The organism is Agrobacterium larrymoorei, assembly GCF_037722385.1.
Classification (GTDB): domain Bacteria; phylum Pseudomonadota; class Alphaproteobacteria; order Rhizobiales; family Rhizobiaceae; genus Agrobacterium; species Agrobacterium larrymoorei_C.
Map to the genome: position 1 here is coordinate 1 of NZ_JBBKAQ010000019.1, position 17,783 is coordinate 17,783.

Annotated in this window: 22 protein-coding genes and 1 tRNA gene; 17 read left to right on the top strand and 6 right to left on the bottom strand. The window is 55.4% G+C overall.

Annotated elements, in window-relative coordinates; all coding sequences use genetic code 11:
• Nucleotides 1-411: 411 nt before the first annotated feature.
• A complete protein-coding gene (locus tag WKI41_RS17985) occupies nucleotides 412-1,455 on the bottom strand; it encodes a porin (RefSeq protein ID WP_340194845.1) in 1,044 nt (347 codons plus the stop codon).
• A gap of 601 nt (nucleotides 1,456-2,056) precedes the next feature.
• Between WKI41_RS17985 and WKI41_RS17990 the strand changes: the two genes are divergently transcribed.
• The 4 genes from WKI41_RS17990 to WKI41_RS18005 all read left to right on the top strand — a co-directional run bounded on the left by WKI41_RS17990 (nucleotide 2,057) and on the right by WKI41_RS18005 (nucleotide 3,629).
• Nucleotides 2,057-2,147 (top strand) — tRNA-Ser (locus WKI41_RS17990).
• A gap of 351 nt (nucleotides 2,148-2,498) precedes the next feature.
• The gene (locus WKI41_RS17995; RefSeq protein ID WP_340194846.1) at nucleotides 2,499-2,918 is read left to right on the top strand and encodes a hypothetical protein; all 420 of its coding nucleotides are present in this window, start codon (nucleotides 2,499-2,501) and stop codon (nucleotides 2,916-2,918) included.
• Between the two features lie 114 nt (nucleotides 2,919-3,032).
• Nucleotides 3,033-3,383 (top strand): hypothetical protein, encoded by a 351-nt coding sequence (locus WKI41_RS18000; protein WP_340194847.1) that lies wholly within the window; start codon nucleotides 3,033-3,035, stop codon nucleotides 3,381-3,383.
• A 69-nt stretch (nucleotides 3,384-3,452) separates the two neighbouring features.
• Nucleotides 3,453-3,629: a hypothetical protein gene (locus WKI41_RS18005; RefSeq protein WP_340194848.1), complete on the top strand. Its 177-nt coding sequence runs from the start codon at nucleotides 3,453-3,455 to the stop codon at nucleotides 3,627-3,629.
• A gap of 3 nt (nucleotides 3,630-3,632) precedes the next feature.
• On the opposite strand, the gene WKI41_RS18010 is transcribed toward WKI41_RS18005, so the two are convergent.
• On the bottom strand, nucleotides 3,633-4,430 hold the full coding sequence (locus WKI41_RS18010) for an aldolase/citrate lyase family protein (RefSeq protein WP_340194849.1): 798 nt from the start codon (nucleotides 4,428-4,430) through the stop codon (nucleotides 3,633-3,635).
• 8 nt (nucleotides 4,431-4,438) lie between these two features.
• Nucleotides 4,439-5,656 carry an NAD(P)/FAD-dependent oxidoreductase gene (locus tag WKI41_RS18015; RefSeq protein WP_340194850.1) on the bottom strand — a complete coding sequence of 406 codons (1,218 nt, stop codon included), beginning with the start codon at nucleotides 5,654-5,656 and terminating at the stop codon, nucleotides 4,439-4,441.
• A gap of 287 nt (nucleotides 5,657-5,943) precedes the next feature.
• Here WKI41_RS18015 and WKI41_RS18020 point away from each other — a divergent pair, with 287 nt between their 5' ends.
• Together WKI41_RS18020 and WKI41_RS18025 are read left to right on the top strand one after the other, a co-directional pair.
• Nucleotides 5,944-6,297, top strand: coding sequence for a hypothetical protein (locus tag WKI41_RS18020; protein WP_340194851.1), 354 nt, complete (start codon nucleotides 5,944-5,946; stop codon nucleotides 6,295-6,297).
• 128 nt (nucleotides 6,298-6,425) lie between these two features.
• Nucleotides 6,426-7,538, top strand: coding sequence for a pyridoxal phosphate-dependent aminotransferase (locus tag WKI41_RS18025; RefSeq protein ID WP_340194852.1), 1,113 nt, complete (start codon nucleotides 6,426-6,428; stop codon nucleotides 7,536-7,538).
• 190 nt (nucleotides 7,539-7,728) lie between these two features.
• Here WKI41_RS18025 and WKI41_RS18030 read toward each other — a convergent pair whose 3' ends face one another.
• Nucleotides 7,729-7,995, bottom strand: coding sequence for a sel1 repeat family protein (locus WKI41_RS18030; protein WP_340194853.1), 267 nt, complete (start codon nucleotides 7,993-7,995; stop codon nucleotides 7,729-7,731).
• A gap of 504 nt (nucleotides 7,996-8,499) precedes the next feature.
• Here WKI41_RS18030 and WKI41_RS18035 point away from each other — a divergent pair.
• Nucleotides 8,500-8,838: a DUF2147 domain-containing protein gene (locus tag WKI41_RS18035; RefSeq protein WP_340194854.1), complete on the top strand. Its 339-nt coding sequence runs from the start codon at nucleotides 8,500-8,502 to the stop codon at nucleotides 8,836-8,838.
• 71 nt (nucleotides 8,839-8,909) lie between these two features.
• Here the strand turns inward: WKI41_RS18035 and WKI41_RS18040 are convergent, their stop codons facing one another.
• A complete protein-coding gene (locus WKI41_RS18040; protein WP_340194855.1) occupies nucleotides 8,910-9,542 on the bottom strand; it encodes a LysE family translocator in 633 nt (210 codons plus the stop codon).
• 128 nt (nucleotides 9,543-9,670) lie between these two features.
• Between WKI41_RS18040 and WKI41_RS18045 the strand changes: the two genes are divergently transcribed.
• From WKI41_RS18045 to WKI41_RS18075, 7 genes are all read left to right on the top strand, one after another.
• On the top strand, nucleotides 9,671-10,162 hold the full coding sequence (locus WKI41_RS18045) for an Lrp/AsnC family transcriptional regulator (RefSeq protein ID WP_340194856.1): 492 nt from the start codon (nucleotides 9,671-9,673) through the stop codon (nucleotides 10,160-10,162).
• A gap of 119 nt (nucleotides 10,163-10,281) precedes the next feature.
• The gene (locus tag WKI41_RS18050) at nucleotides 10,282-12,192 is read left to right on the top strand and encodes a PhoX family protein (RefSeq protein ID WP_340194857.1); all 1,911 of its coding nucleotides are present in this window, start codon (nucleotides 10,282-10,284) and stop codon (nucleotides 12,190-12,192) included.
• 210 nt (nucleotides 12,193-12,402) lie between these two features.
• Nucleotides 12,403-13,503, top strand: coding sequence for an esterase (locus WKI41_RS18055; protein WP_340194858.1), 1,101 nt, complete (start codon nucleotides 12,403-12,405; stop codon nucleotides 13,501-13,503).
• Between the two features lie 280 nt (nucleotides 13,504-13,783).
• Nucleotides 13,784-13,993: a cold-shock protein gene (locus WKI41_RS18060; RefSeq protein WP_296017907.1), complete on the top strand. Its 210-nt coding sequence runs from the start codon at nucleotides 13,784-13,786 to the stop codon at nucleotides 13,991-13,993.
• Between the two features lie 111 nt (nucleotides 13,994-14,104).
• Entirely contained in the window at nucleotides 14,105-14,407 is a 303-nt protein-coding gene (locus tag WKI41_RS18065; RefSeq protein WP_340194859.1) for a cold-shock protein, read from the top strand.
• 10 nt (nucleotides 14,408-14,417) lie between these two features.
• Nucleotides 14,418-14,654 (top strand): 30S ribosomal protein S21, encoded by a 237-nt coding sequence (gene rpsU / locus WKI41_RS18070; protein ID WP_340194860.1) that lies wholly within the window; start codon nucleotides 14,418-14,420, stop codon nucleotides 14,652-14,654.
• 130 nt (nucleotides 14,655-14,784) lie between these two features.
• Nucleotides 14,785-15,006, top strand: coding sequence for a hypothetical protein (locus WKI41_RS18075; protein ID WP_340194861.1), 222 nt, complete (start codon nucleotides 14,785-14,787; stop codon nucleotides 15,004-15,006).
• Between the two features lie 193 nt (nucleotides 15,007-15,199).
• On the opposite strand, the gene WKI41_RS18080 is transcribed toward WKI41_RS18075, so the two are convergent.
• The gene (locus WKI41_RS18080) at nucleotides 15,200-15,748 is read right to left on the bottom strand and encodes a GNAT family N-acetyltransferase (RefSeq protein ID WP_340194862.1); all 549 of its coding nucleotides are present in this window, start codon (nucleotides 15,746-15,748) and stop codon (nucleotides 15,200-15,202) included.
• Between the two features lie 85 nt (nucleotides 15,749-15,833).
• On the opposite strand from WKI41_RS18080, the gene WKI41_RS18085 reads away from it, so the two are divergent.
• From WKI41_RS18085 to amn, 3 genes are all read left to right on the top strand, one after another.
• Nucleotides 15,834-16,004, top strand: a complete 171-nt coding sequence (locus WKI41_RS18085) for a hypothetical protein (protein ID WP_340195032.1) — start codon at nucleotides 15,834-15,836, stop codon at nucleotides 16,002-16,004.
• 8 nt (nucleotides 16,005-16,012) lie between these two features.
• Nucleotides 16,013-16,186 (top strand): hypothetical protein, encoded by a 174-nt coding sequence (locus WKI41_RS18090; protein ID WP_340194863.1) that lies wholly within the window; start codon nucleotides 16,013-16,015, stop codon nucleotides 16,184-16,186.
• A 78-nt stretch (nucleotides 16,187-16,264) separates the two neighbouring features.
• Nucleotides 16,265-17,770 carry an AMP nucleosidase gene (amn, locus tag WKI41_RS18095; protein WP_340194864.1) on the top strand — a complete coding sequence of 502 codons (1,506 nt, stop codon included), beginning with the start codon at nucleotides 16,265-16,267 and terminating at the stop codon, nucleotides 17,768-17,770.
• Nucleotides 17,771-17,783 lie beyond the last annotated feature (13 nt).

Below are 17,783 nucleotides of genomic sequence, written 5' to 3' on the forward strand. Positions count from 1 at the left end.
TTATTGATCTGACACAAGGATGGATTCGTCTCCGATGATAGGATTCAAATTTGAGTGTACACAATTTTTATCTGATGCACTTAATATATTAGCGACATCTTACTTGAAAGTGCGGCGCTGGTGCCAATGCCCCTCGGTTTTGGACGAGACATGCGGACATGATAGGCGGGGCTTTTGCCACCGCCACTCCCCTTAGTGAGTGTGCCGTCTTACCTCTCGATCCAATTTGATAACGAGTTCCTCTCGCGTGGATAGCGGCGGGCGGACAAAAACACTGAAAATTGGAGTGTGGCTTAAGCCCCCAGCACATGCTCGGGCTCCAGGATCGCGTCCGGACAATACTCACATCACGTATCATAAAAAAACCCGGCTCGAGAGCCGGGTTTCCATCACTGACAAAGTCAGATCAGATTAGAACGAACGCTGAAGACGAACGAAACCAGTCCAAGCCTTCGGGGTGTTGTCAATGTCGAGGTAGTTGACAGCAAGCTTTGTGGAGAGACCGTCGGTGATTTTGTAATCAACCGTAAGACCGCCCTTCCAACCATCGTTGTTGGAGAAGTTGTCCTGAGAAACCAGGCCATAGTTGCTGTAGTACTGAACGCCAGGGGTGATGGTCAGCTTGTCAGTTGCCTTGTAAGCGTACTGAGCAGCAATCGCCCATTCAGAAACTGCGAAGTAAGCGTTTGCGCCGGAAGCCCAAGCAGCACCCAGACCGAGCTGGCCAGGACCAACGTCAGCCGTTGCGATGATGCGAGCAGCACCGTTGCTGCGGTCTACGTCGTAGCCACCGAGAACTTCAACGGCTGCGCCGCCGAACTTGCCACCGAGAGCGCCAGAGAAGCCAACGTTGTTAGGCTGGTCGCCAGTTACGGTGTAGGTTACGCCTTCCAGTTCGTCGACCGACAGACCAGCGTAGAACGAGCCAGCGTCGTAGGTGTAACGAATGGAGTTGAACAGCGTGTTGGAAGCGAGGTTGTCGGTTTCGCCAGAAAGACCAGCGTCCCACCAGTTGTAGAACTTACCGACCTTCAGGCCACCCAGCTCGATGAAAGCCTGTTCAACGAACACAGCGTCCGTAGCAACGGTTGTGCCAGCGTTGTCAGTGTTGCCCTGGAGGCCGATGTAGCCACGCAGAACGCCGAGCTCGGTGTCAGAGCGTGCGTCAATGTTGAACTGAGCGCGCGAGAAAGCATCCCAGTCAGACGTGCGGTTGTTGGTGCCAGTGCCGATGCCGGTACCACGGTTGACGTCAACCTGGAAACGAACGAAGCCGTCGAACTTCAGGCAGGTTTCGGAACCAGGAATGTAGAAGAAGCCAGCGCCGAAAGCGTCGCAAACGCGAACGTATTCCAGGGGCTCAGGCTCAGCAGCGACGATAGCGTCAGCGGCCTTTGCGCCAGATACTGCTGCAAGAGCTGCAGCGGAGCCAATGAGAAGGCTCTTGATGTTCATGTTGACCTCCAGTCAAGTTTTCATAAGGGTCTGGGTTCTTAAGCTGAAGGACAGCATTCCCTGCCCCATTCCCGTTTTTTTGAAAACGAGCGATCCACCGCCGCGCTTCCGGGGCCGAAAATACAAGAGCTTGCGTTGTGCGCAATCGGCAAACCGATTTATGACAGCTATAACTAGGTGCTTCACATAACCATGTTGCTGAAAAAACACAATTTAGGGCCCGACACGGTTGAGTTGATTACCAAATAGTTAATAAAAACAGACACAAAGACATTATATTAGTTATCTAAAATATAGATTTCACGCCACTTGATGAACAGCTTAAGAGCGACACGATAGACGCTATAAGAAGAATTTAAATCGCCTTATGGGTGTAAGGAGAACGCGGGAAGGCCTGGCTTGGAGTCCATAGCATCGAAGAATCGCATCTTCTCAGCTCGGGAATCACTCAAAATAGCGACTCGATTGTCACGCACTTGAAATCAACCAGTTGTCGGACACCCTCATGAGGACTGAAAAGCCGGTCATTGACAGGTCTTTTTCAACTCGCTCATTAAAAGCGCTTGCATTCGTTTTTCTTACGCAATAATCAGGCGGCACCGGAGAGGTGGCCGAGTGGTCGAAGGCGCTCCCCTGCTAAGGGAGTATACGTCAAAAGCGTATCGAGGGTTCGAATCCCTTCCTCTCCGCCATTTCCCAAATTGTCCGAACCGAAGACATAGGTAACAGTTTGCACCTGAGACATAGGTGCCAATCTCGTGCCGAGCGGCGTGAGCTGACTTCAACAAGACATTCAGATACGCATCTATCAGACGCGCTCCTATTCCTGAGTATTATCCAGGCTTCGTTGAGCGGTACCTGTAGGGCTAGTTTGTGACATGCCTGCAGAGGGACGGCCGATAAGTCTTGATCTCTTCTTTCCACTCAAGAACACTAGAACAGCGATACCGAGTTGCAGCATAAGTTACACGCGCTGAGGCTTGTTTCGTACGGCCCAGCGGGCGTATTGCTGACGAACATGACTTACCCGAGGACAATTGTCGGTGAGGATTTCAGGACTATTTACAGTCACATTGTTTCTCGCCTCGTTTGGCAGCGCTGCCGCAGAGCTTAAGTGCAATAAAATCGGCCCTGATCCCTATGGGCAGAAAGAGTCTCTGCTAGTGAATGGCTCAACTGGGGTCTTCAGCTACATCGCTGCGGATGGCAGCTTGCAAGTCGTCGAACTCAAATGCGCTTCATTCCTCGGTGACGAGGCCACCCGCAAAAATGGCGTTCTCTGCAGTTATGTGTTCGAACGCAAAGATGGCCTCACCACTGAGCATTACCTGATCCATTCAGTATCGAATTTCACAACACTCACTCGATCAAGCTTGGTCGAAAATTCGAAGCGCGAGAAACAAAGCGCAGCCCACTACGCTAGCGTAACGCAGGATATGGTGTCATGCGAGGGGGCGCCTTAGAATTGGAGGTTCATTCACCGGCCAAAAGTGGGGAGCATTTCACCTTTGTCTGCTTTGGAACATTCTCGTCTTTGGTTGCGTTATGGCCTCGGAAACAACATGAGGTGATTTCAAATGGCACAGACCAAATTGAACGTCGTTGAAGATTCTGTCGAAAACCAGATTGCAGAGCTTCGCTCCCAGATCGCGTCTCTTTCTAAGTCTGTTTCGGCCCGTGCAGGCTCGCTCTCCGAGGAAGCGTCTGACTTTGTGGACGAAGCAAAAGGTCGCGTACAGCGCGTGGCGCAGAGCGCAGCGGAAACCGTGAAGGCGCAGAGCCACAACGTGGTGGAAGCTGTCAAGGAAAACCCGGCGACCGCTACATCCGTTCTGACGGTCGTAGGCGCGCTCGGCTTTGCTCTTGGTTACTTCGTCGCGAACGCCTCCGCCCAGCATAACAGCAGCAGCCTGTATCGCTGGCGCTAACGGCGTCGATATAAAGGGCAGGAAGGTGACCCCTTCCTGCCCTATTTCTTTTTGGAATGGAGAAGCCAAGTGCAGCTCTCTCAAGAGATTGAAAACGCCTTGTCCGCCTATGCGCGGAACAATGGCATGACCAACGATGAGGCCATCGCTCGCATCCTGCGCGAGAGGTTGATCGCGGAAGGTCATCTATCATCCGGCCAGGAAGGCATCCCGCCGGAGAAGCTCAACGCCACCAACGACGACTGATAGTCAGTAGCTCGATGCTGTCGGCGCCGGTGCGGCGCTCTTGTATCGGGACGCAAGCCGACGCAGCACATTCGAGAATTCGAACACATCGGCACCGACGGCAACGAATGAAGCGCCAAGTTCAAGATAGCGCTTATTGTAATCCTCGTTGAACGTCAAAATGCCTGCAGCCTTGCCTGCGCCAACGATCTTGCGAATAGCATCTTCGATGACGCCTTGAACTTCAGGCTCATCAATCTTGCCGAGATATCCCATATCGGCAGCCAGATCTGCCGGACCGATAAAGACGCCATCCACGCCTTCGACATCCAGAATATTGTCCAGATCGGCAATTGCGGCGCGTGTTTCCGCTTGGATGAGAAGACATACATTGTCAGACGCCGTCTGATTGTAATCACCAACGCTGCCGAAAGCAGATGCGCGGGCAACGACCGCGCCCATACCACGGATGCCATGCGGTGGATAATGCATGGCCGAAACGAGCGCACGCGCCTGCTCGGCCGAATCGACCATCGGCACGAGAAGCGTGCGCGCGCCCGCATCCAGCATCTGCTTGATGATCCAGCTCTCGCCCATTGGCACCCGGACGACGGGCTCCGAAGCCGATGTCGCGAGAGCCCGCAACTGTTCGATGATGCTGCGAAGATCGTTCGGGCCATGTTCGCCATCGATGACGAGCCAGTCGAAACCGGCTGTGCCGGCAATCTCGGCGGTAATCGCCTCGCCCATGTCAAGCCAAAGCCCGATTTGCGGCTCGCCGCGATGGATAGCGGTCTTGAAGCGGTTCTCGGAGGTGGGCATGGCAGTCCTCATGTCAAAAGTAGTTTCAAATCGGCAGCGTGGTCAGCAAGCACAGCACGGTTCGGACACACGCCCGATTCGAGCAGCTTCTTGCCAGTGACGTACGCCTTGGCGTCGTTGATCGCATCGACGGCGACAAAGCGGCCTTTTCTGAAATACCAGATGGAATGGCTACCTTCACGCTGACCCGGGCGCAGCACGGTCTCATCGTACCCAGCGTTAAAGCCGGCGATCTGCAACTTCACCTCATATTGATCCGACCAGAACCACGGTTTTGGCTGATATGGTTTTTCTTGTCCTGCAAGCACCAGAGCTGCGGCTTCGGCCTGATCAACGGCGTTCTGTACCGATTCCAGCCTGACGGAGGCGCCCTCCATCGGCAAAAGCGCGCAGTCTCCCATGGCGTGGATATCCGGATCGGATGTGCGGGTAAATTCGTCCACCAGGATTCCGTTGCCGACCTGCAGACCTGATTCGCGGGCAAGGCGATCGTTCGGCGTCACACCAATACCGGCGATGACGAAATCGACATCCAGCGTCGAGCCATCAGAAAGCTCCGCCGTTGCGACGCGTCCGTCCTTGCCATCCAGTCGCACAAGGCCAGTCTTCTCGCGAATGGAAACGCCCTTTGCTACATGGACGTCTCGCATGATGGCCGCAGTTTCCACCGACGCCACGCGCTGAAGAATACGGTCCGCCATTTCGATCAGCGTCACGTCCAGCCCAAGCTGGCGCGCAACCGCGGCTGCCTCCAGCCCAATGTAACCGCCACCGATCACCAGCAACCGGCGACCGGGCTGCATTTCCTGCATGAGACGATCGGCGTCGCGCTTATCGCGCACTGTCAGAACGCCCTCGAGATCACCACCGACACCTGCCGGAAGTTCGCGCGGAGCAGCCCCGGTTGTCAGTGCGAGCTTATCATACTCTAGCAGGGAGCCATCCTGCATTCGCACCGTCTTTGCTGTGCGGTCGATCTCTTCCACCCAGGTCGAAAGACGGATATCGACATTGTTCTCTGTAAACCATTCCGCCGGGCGAAACTCCAGCCGATCGAAGGTCATCTCACCCATCAGATACTTTTTGGAGAGCGGCGGACGCTGATAGGGAAGCACATCTTCCGAGCCGATGATGGTGATTGGGCGCTCATCCTTCAAGGAACGAAGCTTTGCAGCAAGGGCAAAAGCTGCCTGTCCAGCGCCGACTATGACCAGTCTTCCTGCCATATAAGATGCTCCACCAAAACCGTCGTCTCAATTACTCGCGAAGGCGTAACGGCAAGTACGCTCCGCGTCAACTCTATGCGTCCTCTCCTGCTCGAAACACTTCAACAAGCTCGGCGCAACCTTCTGCAGGCAATAGTGTTTTTAGCGGTAAGACAAGCTCGGCAGGCCATGGAACTGCAAGCGTCCGAAACGAAACAGACATCTCGATTTTTAGCGATTTTATTCAGTATCCCGCAAGGCAGCAGGCGTATCATTCAAGGACGAGAAGAGGCAATCGGGAGGTTGTCATGACACTCAATATCGACATCAAGGCAAAGGACACCGCTGCGCAAGACGAGATGTATGAGAAGTATGTGATCGACCGCCCCGGCAAGATCACCTTCATCGGTCATCATCTCAGCACCAGCAACACGATGCGGTGCCTTATCCGCAAGATCTCGCTGTTTGGCGCGGATATCGAAGTCAGCCCACATCTCGATCTTCCCAACAACTTCTACCTTGAGATCATCGGCATCCGAGACGAGATCGGATGCACCCTGATCCGCCGGGAAGAGGAAAACGCGGCCGTCGGCTTCAATATGTTGATCGACCCTGAGTTCCTGCATCACATTCGCCGGTTGAGCTTCGAAACGTCGCTCTGACGAACCGGACGTAGGACGCCGCGAAAAACTCGGCTAAAACCGTCGCATTCATCTCGGCCTGCCTTGCGCGGGCCGATTTTGTTTCTATTGTGAGCCCCTCCGCCTCAAGAACCACGGAACGTACTGAAATGTCCGCCTTTTCCCGCTTTACACCGCTTGCCGCCTCGCTTCCTTCCACTGTTCCTTTCGTCGGCCCTGAGGCCATCGAGCGTAACCGAAAGCTTGCGGTGAAGGCGCGTATCGGCGCGAATGAAAGTGGTTTCGGTCCTGCTCCATCCGTTTTGGAGGCAATGCGCAATGCTGCGCACGAAACCTGGATGTACGCCGATCCGGAGAATTACGAGCTCCGTGAGGCGCTCGCCATTCATCATGGCATTTCGCGCGGAAATATCGCCATTGGCAGCGGCGTGGATGGGCTCTTAGGTGAAATCGTTCGCTTGGTGGTGGAGCCGGGTACGCCGGTTGTGACCTCGTTTGGCGGATATCCGACGTTCAATTACCACGTGAACGGCTATGGCGGTCGTCTGGTAACGACGCCCTATCTTGACGATCACGAAAACCTCGATGGATTGCTGGATCTCGTCATCAAGGAGAACGCGCCTCTGGTGTACTTCGCCAACCCCGACAATCCGATGGGAAGTTGGTGGGATGCAAACGAAGTTCTCACCTTCGCAAAGGCCCTGCCGGAAACCTGCCTCTTGATTCTGGATGAGGCCTATTGCGAAACGGCACCCGAGAGCGCTGTTCCCAGCGTCCGCGCCATGATCGGCATGCCGAATGTCTTGCGCATGCGCACCTTCTCCAAAGCTTATGGTCTGGCAGGCGCACGCGTCGGCTATGCGATCGGCACGCTCGGCAACGCCGAGGCCTTCGACAAGATCCGTAATCACTTCGGCATGTCACGCGTTTCGGTCGCGGCAGCTCTCGCGGCGCTGAACGATCAGGCCTATCTGCGCGACGTGGTCAAGCGCATCGCCAATGCTCGCGAACGCATTTCGACCATCGCGCGGCAGAACGGCCTATCGCCCCTGCCCTCCGCCACGAACTTCGTGACCATCGATTGCCATAAGGACGGCGCCTACGCCAAATCGATCGTGGATGGGCTTATGGAGCATGGTGTCTTCATCCGCATGCCGGGTGTAGAACCGCTGAACCGCTGCATCCGTGTGAGCGCGGGCCCAGATGACAAGCTCGATCTTTTTGCCGCGGCCTTGCCGAAGCTTTTGAAAGCGATCGCCTGATCACCACACAAGAAAAAACCGTGCCGGCCTTGTTTCTGCCGGTCACGGTTTTGATTTCTCGTTGCAAGCGTGCGGCTACGCCGTCTTCGTTCGCTTATGATTGATGTTCCGACAGGGACTGGAGGTAACCAGTCGGAACGAGTGGCGATCTTCTGACCGCTCCGTCTTTTTGAAATCGTCTTCTTGGATTTTAGTGCGTGGTCATCCAATCGCGCGCAGCACGAAGGGCTGTTGCAAGGTCGGCCTTGGTCATGTTCCGGGCAAGATCGGATCGCAGCGATGCTGCTCTTTCCGAACCCTTGATGGCTGCAATGTTCAACCATTTGTGGGCGGCAATGAGGTCTACCGGGCATCCTCGACCTGTCGCGTAGATCAGGCCGAGATTGCAGAAGACATCCGCGCGGCTTTGTCCACCGGCAACTGCCAACTCGATATCGCGCATTTCAAATCTTGCCATTTTTCTCGTTCCTGTTTGCCCGTATTCTTCCTGTTTCTTCTGCTTCTCTGTGGAAGCTTTTCAGCTTGGGAGCACTACCGTCTTCTGCGGCTTTTCCGTCTCCGGCTGTCGTCAGGTTGTCCCTGCTCTTTGTTGACCTCACTATGCCAAGCGCCTTTCAACGGGCGCTTAAAATCCATGATTAACGGGCGCCAAACAAAGTCCAAACGATTGGTAAAATTGGATTTTTGTTAAATATGGGAAGGCCTGCAAATTAAGGATTTGAGGTACAATTTTACGAAAAGTTTACAGGTCTATTTAAACGCTCTGCTAACCAAGGCAGAAGCTTGCGTTTTTCGAACGCGGCGATTTCGCACTCAATCCTCGCAAAAAGTTCTTCACGAGACACATGTCCATGTTTCCTTTTACGTGAACGTCAACTATAAAGGTCGACATTCGCATGGGAGTTGCGAAGGCAAACGACGGTGATGCGCTGTCGTGCCTGTTTTGGATTGGGAGGTCCATATGAAGAAATTGACGATTCTCGCTGGTCTTGCATTTCTGGTCAGCAGCAATGCCTTTGCTGCCGAAGCCATCGAAGGCAACTGGAAGACAGCAAGCGGAGAGACCGCAGCGATCGCCAAATGCGGCTCTGCCTTCTGCGTGACGCTAAAGACCGGAAAGCATGCGGGCAGGCAGATCGGCAAACTGTCCGGCAGCGGCAATAGCTATTCTGGTGAGATTACCGACCCCGCCGCCGACAAAACCTATAGCGGTTCCGGCACCGTGTCGGGCAATTCTCTCAGCATGAAGGGCTGCGTTTTGAAGGTGCTGTGCAAGTCGCAGACCTGGACGAGACTATAAGACATTCGGGGCAGCCGGGCGCTGCCCCTTTTTATTTGAGACTGCCAGGCGAGCCAGATCATCGCCGCGCTTTAGGGGTGAGGCATCACAACCAGCCGAAGAGCAAACCCGATCAATAGCACTGCGAACGCCCAGTTCTGCGCCCGCTGGGCAAGTGGACGCCTCGATATCCAGCCGCTCAGCCAAGAGCCAGCAGTCGCATATGTCAGGTCGAAGGCAAGGCCGACGACAACCAACGTCATCCCCAGCATCAGAAACTGAACGCCCAGCCCCTCCCCGCCGGGTGTGATGAACTGCGGCAACAAGACCGAGCAGAACAGCAGGGCTTTCGGATTCAGAATATTGGTGAGAAAGCCGCGGCAGAGCGCCGTGCCGTGTGAAGGAGGCTCCCTGCCTCTCTCGATTTGCATCGCCTCCCGCTCACTGTATTCGGATCGGAGAATCTCCAGGCCAAGCCAGAGAAGATAGGCAGCGCCGACAAACCGTACGACCTCGAATGCCATTGGGCTCGTCGTCAACAAGGCTGCCAGTCCCAAGCCGGCAAGCGCAACATGCGCTGCTCTCGCAAGTGCCAATCCTGCGCCTGTTGCAATCGCCGGGCCGCGCCCTGCATTCGCGCCGGTTTGCAAGACGAGCACCATGTCGGGCCCTGGCAACAGATAGACGACGACCAACGCGCCGATAAACAGAGTGAACTCGCTCATGATCAAGCCTCAAGATGCAGATGGCGCAAACTAGATCACAGGCTTGAGATGTGTCCTTGCGAATTGTATCAGTGATCGCCGCGGTAAAGCCCCATTTATGCTAACAAAATCTCTTTGAGTGCCAGTTTATGCCAATATTGAAATTTGATGCGATCGACCGTCGAATCCTGGCCGCCCTGCAGCGAGACGCGCGCCTGACCAATGTCGAGCTTGCCGAAGAGGTTGGTCTGTCACCATCTCCCTGTCTGCGGCGCGTTCGTGCATTGGAGAAAGCGGGCGTCATTCGGGGATATCATGCAAACCTGGACCGCGCTGGCCTAAGCCTTGGATTGACGGTCTTTGTTAGCGTCAAAATCGAGCGTCATCAGGACGCCTCTGCGGCTGCGTTCAGAGAAGCTGTCGCAGTGCTACCGGACGTCATCTCCTGCCATCTTGTGTCCGGCGAGGCTGACTTTCTTTTGCAGGTGGTCGTACCGGACCTCGCGGCCTATGAAAGGTTGCTTGTAGACCGGCTATTGAAGCTTCCAAGCGTCAGTGACATTCGCAGCAATTTTGCGATTCAGACTGTCAAATCTGAAGGCCCTCTCCCGCTCAGCCACCTTCCCCTCACGGCGACTTGAGGAGCAAGCTTGCCACAACCTGAAGACGCTCAACCCGTCCTGAACCGTCATATCGCTGTAATAGACCCGCTTTAGTTGCCCTCTCTGGATTTGTTCAAACGACGAGAATGGAGAGCGCCATGACCAATATCGACACAAGCAAGCTGAGCTGGGACGAGTGGGACGAGCTGCAAAATCCGCCGCCAGCTGTGACAGATTTCGATCGCGTCATCGAATCCGCGATCTCGCGCCGAGGCTTTCTCAGCGGTGTGCTGGCCTTTGGCTCTGCCGCTGCAGCACTTGGCACACTCGGCAATCTCGCGACCTCTACATCCGCTCAAGCTCAGGAGGCGACCTCTCGCTTTCCATTCAAGCCGGTTCCTGCCGCAACGGATCACACCATTCATGTGCCAGAATGCTACAGCTGGAAGCCGCTAGCCAAGTGGGGCCAGCCACTTTTTCCGAACGTGGCGGATATTGATCCTGCAAAGGGCGTGAGCCTGGAGAACTCGGACAAGGTCTTCGGTGAGAATACGGACGGCATGGAGCTTTTCGTCGTCGGCAGCCATCAATTGATTGCCGTCAATCACGAATATGTAAACAACGAGACCAACCTGCCTCACCGGGAAAAGGGTATGCCTGCCAATCTGGATGAGGTGAAGATCCTTCAGCACATGCAGGGCGTCACCGTAATGGAAGTGGCAGAGGGTAAGGATGGTTGGGAGATCGTCGTCGGAAGCCCGTTCAACCGACGCATTCACCACAACACGCCAATGAAGCTTTCCGGTCCTGCTGCCGGGTCCGAGCTCGTCAAGACCGCAGCCGACCCGAAGGGTGTTGACTGTCTTGGCACCTTCAACAATTGCGGCGCGGGCCGCACACCGTGGGGCACATATCTGACCTGCGAAGAAAACTTCAACGGCTATTTCGGCTCGACCAAGTCCGACTTTAAAATGCCAGATGATTACAAGCGCTATGGCATCGCCGCTGAGACCCGCTACGGTTACGAGAAGTTCGACGAGCGCTTCGACGTGTCGAAAAACCCGAACGAGCCGCGTCGTGCTGGTTATGTCGTGGAGATTGATCCTTCCGACGCCTCGTCCACGCCGATCAAGCGGACCGCGCTCGGGCGTATCAAACATGAGAACGCAGCGGTCGTGGTCGCACGCGATGGTCGCGTCGTCGTCTACATGGGCGATGATGAACGCGGCGAGTTCCTCTACAAGTTTGTCTCCAATGGCATTTACGTTCCAGGCGGTGACACCTCAAAGCTGCTGGACGAAGGCGCCCTCTACGTCGCCAAGTTCACCGATGACGGTAATGGCGAGTGGGTGGCTCTGACGCCGGAATCGACGGGTATGAAGATGGACGAAATCTGCGTCTTCACTCGCCAGGCAGCATCAAAAGTCGGGGCCACGACCATGGATCGTCCGGAGTGGGTCGCGATCAACCCGGTCGCCATCGAGGCGTACTGCGCTTTGACCAACAACAGTCGCCGTGGGGAGATGAAAGACGGCAAGATGCGCGCCAATGCGGGCGGCGATGTTATGGCTGTCAACGCGGCCAACCCGCGCGAGAAGAATGAATATGGCCAGATCGTTCGCTGGTACCCTGCCAATGACGATCACGCAGACGGCAAGTTCAAGTGGGATCTCTTCTGCATGGCGGGCAATCCGGACGTACATAAGGATGCCTATGCCGGCTCCTCCAACATCAACTCCGGCAACATGTTCAACTCGCCGGACGGCATGATGTTCGATTCAACTGGTTTGCTCTGGATCCAGACGGATGGCGAGGACAGCAACGAAGGCGAATTCGCCGGCCAGGGTAACAACCAGATGCTGGCAGGCGATCCGGTAACGGGCCGCATCGAGCGCTTTTTGACGGCGCCAAAGGGTTCGGAAGTCACCGGTCAGACGTGGTCGGCCGACAAGCGTACCCACTTCGTCGGCATCCAGCACCCGGATGCACCCTTCCCTGATGGCGAAGGCAAGCTGCCGCGCTCGACCGTCATCGCGATCAAGCGAAACGACAACGCAATGATCGGATAAAGCTCTGAAAAGCGACACCAGATTGAGGCGCCGGGTCTGCGGCGCCTCGTTTTTCTGCAGCGTATCCGTACATCATAATTTTCGAACGCATTGAACTCATGGGACCGATCTGCCAGTTTCCATCCGGGGGTATTTGAACCGGAGGAGAATGAGTTGCGTTTACTTTTGCCCTATATTCTTGTGGCCACATGCATCGTGAGCGGACCTGCCATGGCAATAGAACCACCTGCCGCACCGCCTGCCAACCGGCCCTTGAACGAATTCGTCACCGCGGTCGAACAGGACGGCTCCATCACCTTTCGTCTTTTCGCACCCTCTGCCAAAACGGTGTCCGTCGTGCTCGGCGCTCGCGCTCCGATGGAAATGAAGAAGTCGGAAAACGGTCTTTGGAGCGTAAAGACTGAGGCGCTGAAGCCCAATCTTTACGAGTACTACTTCAACATCGATGGCTTCCGCAGCATCGATACCGGCACGAATATGCCAAAGCCTCAGCGTCAGGTGAACACAAGCCTCGTTCTCGTGCCGGGCAGCGTCCTTGATGTCCGCGATGTGCCACATGGCGAGTTGCGCCGGGTGACGATTCCATCAAAGGCGTTGAAATCCCAGCGCCAAACTTACGTCTATACGCCGCCGGGCTATAGCGATGCCTCGGACCCTCTGCCTGTCCTCTATCTCTATCATGGTTTTGGCGATACGGTGGATTCATGGGTAACGCAGGGTCGCGCACCACAGATCCTCGATAATCTACTGGCCGAAAAGAAGATCGAGCCGATGATCGTCGTGATCCCAGATACCGAGGCCGACATCCCGGAGGCGATAGCGGAGAATTTCCCAGCCGCCGATCGTCGGAAAACCTTTTACCCAATCAACGCAGACGCAATCGATCGCGAACTGATGGAAGACCTCATTCCCTATCTGAAAGCGAATTACCGCGTGCGAGACGATGCGGATGGGCGGGCAATCGTCGGACTGTCCCAAGGTGGCTATCAAGCGCTTGTCTCCGGGTTGACCCATCTCGGCACGTTTGGCTGGATTGCCAATTTCAGCGGTGTTTCCACCACAACCGTGCCCAACAAGGCGGTCGAAGCCGCGCTCAACACGCCAGAGAAGATCAACGAGAGCTTGCGCAAATTCACAGTTACTGTCGGGACGGAAGATCAGGTAACGGGGAAGGATATCGCCGGGTTGAAAACGATCCTGGACGATAAGAAGATCAAACACGAATACGTGGAATATAAGGGCTTAGGCCACGAGATGGATGTCTGGCGTCCGTCCTTCGAGGCTTTCCTACAGAAAGTCTTCAAGCAGTAGCGACCTTACAAGAAATCAGCCGTCCCGATTTTGTCTATGGGGCGGTTGCCGAGGGCGGCGTCACATCTGGACTGCTGGGCGAAACGTCGGGACGCCATTTCTCAGGCTTATTCGCATTCGGTTCTTGCAAAACCAAAAATTGAGCCTATATTAAGGTCATCGACCATTGCTTGTGACGTCGGTCCAGAGCTTCGCTCCCGTCGGATTTCCTCTCAAAACATCGATCTAATCCCGCAAGGTATTTCGGGACCAACAACGATTGCTACGAAAGGAAATCGTTATGAACACTGGTACTGTAAAGTGGTTCAACGCCACCAAGGGCTTCGGCTTCATTCAGCCTGACAACGGCGGCACGGACGTTTTCGTCCACATTTCTGCTGTTGAGCGCGCCGGCATGCGTTCGCTCACGGACGGTCAGAAGATCAGCTTCGAAATCGTTCAGGACCGCCGGTCCGGCAAGAACTCCGCTGACAATCTTCAGGCGGCATAAATTGTCTCTCGCTGACGCTGACCACGGATGTACTGGCAGCTAAGCTGAGTGACTGAAGAAAGGTCGGGCCTATCGCTCGGCCTTTTGTCTTTATGGCTTGGGAGAATCCTGATGCCAAAAATGTCCTACAAGACTGGAAGCACTATCGTATTGAAATCGACGGTCAGCGGTGATCCTGCTTCGCAACGGAGCGCCCTGATTGTCGCGGCAATGCCGGAAACTCAAGGAAGCAGACGCTACCGGATCCGGCTCGACTGCGAAAATTTCGATCGTACGGTCAGTCAGGATGATATCGATGTAGCGGCGTCGGCCAATCAAACGCCAGTTGCCGTCGCCACCCAAGTTTCTAAACCAGGCGGCTGGATCAATCACGATCTGGTACGCACACGAAAATTGCGGCCTAACGCCGAGTAAGGAAAAGCCTTTGCAAGTCCTCGTCAGAGATAACAACGTCGAACAAGCGCTTCGCGTGCTGAAAAAGAAGATGCAGCGCGAAGGTCTGCTGCGCGAGATGCGCGCACGTCAGTCTTACGAGAAGCCTTCGGAAAAGCGCGTTCGCGAGGAAGCTGAAGCCGTGCGTCGTCATCGCAAGCTTGCTAAGAAGAAGATGCAGCGTGAAGGCCTTCTGCCTATGCCGAAGAAAGCCGTCCGCACGCGCTGATAGCGACAGCATTGTTCTGGAGGTCGAGGACGATTTCTAGGAAACCGCGATGCGTGGATCGAACAGTGAGAGCGTCTTTTGTGCGTTTAACGAGACGCACAGCGCTCTTCCGCAAAGAAAGGGTTTCAACATGACCGCTACGAAAGATGAATTCTTCAAGCCCGGCAAACTGACCCCTCAGCAAAAGGCCTCCGCAACCAACGATGCCGTTTCAGAAATCCTGGCTGCGGAAACCGCACAGCGACTGAAGAAGACCGAGCGCCTGCGCGAGGCACGTCTTGCGCGCGAAGCCGAGACCGTTGTCGTCACGCCACCCGCGCCCGCAAAGAAGAAAGTCAAAGCACGCGCTTGATAACGCGAAAATTGACAAACGGATGAGATCAACACTCGTTTGGTCTTTAATAGGCGCCATTTCCTGGCGCCTTTTTTGTTGTGGGAATAGCGAAAGCAGTCGCGCAACAGTGTTGAGCGGTTTTACGAAAACGACATTCGGCAGAAGAGGAAGCTAAAGCGCAAGGTGCGAATCGGAAAGATCGCTACACGCTCTAGATCGCGAGCCTCATATCGTAGCAGTCGAGCCCTGCACCGAAACCGCCCGGTGTAATCTTCGTGACCACGAAGCCGTGCCGGGCATAGAATCTGTGCGTGTGCTGGCTGGTCGAGAGCACCACCTCGTCGATGTCAGGCGTTGCCTTTGCAATTTTGATGCGCTCGAGAGTCATGGATGTCCCGATGCCTCTTCCATGGCGTGCCCGATCAACCATTCCCCAGACGAACGAGCCTTTTCGATTCTTTGCATCCAGTTCAAGTCCGTGACACGCGACCACCGCACCGTTCGCTATCGACACGAAGTAAAGATAACGAAGTGGATCCCTCGTCTGCAGGAATTGGACAAACTGTTCTCGTTCGGCGGGCGCAAAGTATGCGGGAACATTGCTGTCGAAGATTGATAGGCAGGACGAGAAGTCGCTAGCGGCATAGGGACGTGATTTTATTGTCATAATGTCAGCGATATACGCACAGGTCACGCCTCGCAATGATTGCGCTTCCTCAGTGTCACTTGCACTCCCGGTTAACCTCCCTGAACCCCACATGAACCTGCCTCTCAGGGTTGGTTCAGTCCAACTATGGCAATGTCATGTCCAGAGTAAGGGACCTGACACAGCAAGGGGAATGGACATGGCAATCTTGATACGTCGCTTCAGCATCATCGTTCTTCTGATGGCAATTTTCGCAATGTCGTTCGCTGCTCTCGTGGTCAATCCCAACCGCAGCTTCCAGCGTATGAGCATCGGCGCTGCCTACACCTGCCAGCACGGCTTTTCGCCCAGCTGCCACGTAACGCTATGAGGCCTGCGATGAGCAAAAATGTTTCCAACGCGCTGTTCTCAGGGCTCCGGGTGTTCATCATGGCATCTGTTTTTCTGGGTCCATTTGCGGGACTTGCCGTCTATAAGGCTGATCCAAGACCGGTGTCCAAAGGTGCCGGCTTCGTGTTGCTGATGAGCCTTCAGCGCGGCGCCATCAGCTGAAGCAATTTTTCGACGGCTTTTTCAAAACGCACATATTTCTGTCGCTTGCCTGTCGAAATAGGCTCCCTATAATGGGCCATGACAATAGCAAAGCACACGATTCCGCCCCTCGCCTTCATAACACCAGAGCCATTCGCGCCGCGCACTTTCGATGATCCGAAAGAAGCCGTCGACGCGCTGACCGCGCTTTATGATCGCAATACCGATTTTCTCATCAAGTCCTTCACCGATCTTGCCAAGGGCGCACCCATCGAAGGTCGCTACCGTGCCTGCTATCCGCAGGTCAGCATCGAAACCTCGACATTCGGACATGTCGATTCGCGCCTCTCCTACGGCCATGTGACCTCGCCCGGTGTCTACACGACCACGATCACCCGACCGCAGCTTTTCCGCCATTATCTCAAAGAACAGCTTGGGCTTCTCATCAAGAACCACAGCGTTCACGTCACGGTGTCTGAATCGGCGACACCCATTCCGCTGCATTTCGCCTTTGGCGAAGGCGCTTATGTGGAAGCGTCAGCGGCCTCATCGCTATCGGACGTACCGCTTCGTGATCTTTTCGATACGCCGGATCTGAATAACACGGACGATCTGATTGCCAATGGCGAGTACGATCAGGTACCGGGCGAGCCGGCACCGCTCGCTCCCTTCACGGCTCAGCGTATCGATTACTCCTTGGCGCGGCTCAGCCACTATACGGCGACGAGCCCGAACCACTTCCAGAACTTCGTGCTTTTCACCAACTATCAGTTCTACATCGACGAGTTCGCCACGTGGGCCCGTAAACTGATGGCGGATGGCGGCGACGGCTACACCGCCTTCGTGGAACCGGGCAACATCATCACCCATGCCGGGTCAGATCGGCCCGAGACGGATATGACGCTAGGCCGTCTGCCGCAGATGCCTGCCTACCATTTGAAGAAGAAGGGGCACGCGGGTATCACGCTCGTCAATATCGGCGTCGGCCCCTCCAACGCCAAGACGATTACCGACCACATCGCCGTTCTCCGTCCACATGCATGGCTGATGGTTGGCCATTGTGCGGGGCTGCGCAACAGTCAGCGACTAGGCGATTACGTGCTGGCGCATGCCTATGTGCGCGAAGACCACGTTCTGGACGACGACCTTCCCGTCTGGGTGCCGATCCCGGCGCTAGCGGAGGTGCAGCTTGCGCTGGAAGGCGCGGTCGAGGAAGTGACCGGCTATGAAGGTTTCGAGTTGAAGCGGATCATGCGTACCGGAACGGTCGCGACCATCGACAACCGAAACTGGGAACTGCGTGATCAGGCAGGTCCGGTGAAGCGTCTGTCACAATCGCGCGCCATCGCGCTCGATATGGAGTCCGCCACCATCGCCGCCAACGGCTTCCGCTTCCGCGTGCCCTACGGCACCTTACTGTGCGTCTCCGACAAGCCTTTGCATGGCGAACTCAAGCTTCCTGGCATGGCAACGGAATTTTACCGCACCCAGGTGGCACAGCATCTCCAGATCGGGATTCGCGCGGTTCAGAAACTTGCAGCCATGCCGACCGAGACGCTGCATTCGCGCAAGCTCAGAAGCTTCTACGAGACAGCCTTCCAGTAAGTCTCTCCTCTGG

What these genes read in the sequence shown, in the direction of transcription:
- WKI41_RS17985 (WP_340194845.1), bottom strand. Translation starts at nt 1,455, where the DNA reads ATGAACATCAAGAGCCTTCTCATTGGCTCCGCTGCAGCTCTTGCAGCA.
- WKI41_RS18000 (WP_340194847.1), top strand. Translation starts at nt 3,033, where the DNA reads ATGGCACAGACCAAATTGAACGTCGTTGAAGATTCTGTCGAAAACCAG.
- WKI41_RS18010 (WP_340194849.1), bottom strand. Translation starts at nt 4,430, where the DNA reads ATGCCCACCTCCGAGAACCGCTTCAAGACCGCTATCCATCGCGGCGAG.
- WKI41_RS18015 (WP_340194850.1), bottom strand. Translation starts at nt 5,656, where the DNA reads ATGGCAGGAAGACTGGTCATAGTCGGCGCTGGACAGGCAGCTTTTGCC.
- WKI41_RS18020 (WP_340194851.1), top strand. Translation starts at nt 5,944, where the DNA reads ATGACACTCAATATCGACATCAAGGCAAAGGACACCGCTGCGCAAGAC.
- WKI41_RS18025 (WP_340194852.1), top strand. Translation starts at nt 6,426, where the DNA reads ATGTCCGCCTTTTCCCGCTTTACACCGCTTGCCGCCTCGCTTCCTTCC.
- WKI41_RS18030 (WP_340194853.1), bottom strand. Translation starts at nt 7,995, where the DNA reads ATGGCAAGATTTGAAATGCGCGATATCGAGTTGGCAGTTGCCGGTGGA.
- WKI41_RS18035 (WP_340194854.1), top strand. Translation starts at nt 8,500, where the DNA reads ATGAAGAAATTGACGATTCTCGCTGGTCTTGCATTTCTGGTCAGCAGC.
- WKI41_RS18040 (WP_340194855.1), bottom strand. Translation starts at nt 9,542, where the DNA reads ATGAGCGAGTTCACTCTGTTTATCGGCGCGTTGGTCGTCGTCTATCTG.
- WKI41_RS18045 (WP_340194856.1), top strand. Translation starts at nt 9,671, where the DNA reads ATGCCAATATTGAAATTTGATGCGATCGACCGTCGAATCCTGGCCGCC.
- WKI41_RS18050 (WP_340194857.1), top strand. Translation starts at nt 10,282, where the DNA reads ATGACCAATATCGACACAAGCAAGCTGAGCTGGGACGAGTGGGACGAG.
- WKI41_RS18055 (WP_340194858.1), top strand. Translation starts at nt 12,403, where the DNA reads ATGGCAATAGAACCACCTGCCGCACCGCCTGCCAACCGGCCCTTGAAC.
- WKI41_RS18060 (WP_296017907.1), top strand. Translation starts at nt 13,784, where the DNA reads ATGAACACTGGTACTGTAAAGTGGTTCAACGCCACCAAGGGCTTCGGC.
- WKI41_RS18065 (WP_340194859.1), top strand. Translation starts at nt 14,105, where the DNA reads ATGCCAAAAATGTCCTACAAGACTGGAAGCACTATCGTATTGAAATCG.
- WKI41_RS18075 (WP_340194861.1), top strand. Translation starts at nt 14,785, where the DNA reads ATGACCGCTACGAAAGATGAATTCTTCAAGCCCGGCAAACTGACCCCT.
- WKI41_RS18080 (WP_340194862.1), bottom strand. Translation starts at nt 15,748, where the DNA reads ATGTGGGGTTCAGGGAGGTTAACCGGGAGTGCAAGTGACACTGAGGAA.
- WKI41_RS18085 (WP_340195032.1), top strand. Translation starts at nt 15,834, where the DNA reads ATGGCAATCTTGATACGTCGCTTCAGCATCATCGTTCTTCTGATGGCA.
- WKI41_RS18090 (WP_340194863.1), top strand. Translation starts at nt 16,013, where the DNA reads ATGAGCAAAAATGTTTCCAACGCGCTGTTCTCAGGGCTCCGGGTGTTC.
- amn (WP_340194864.1), top strand. Translation starts at nt 16,265, where the DNA reads ATGACAATAGCAAAGCACACGATTCCGCCCCTCGCCTTCATAACACCA.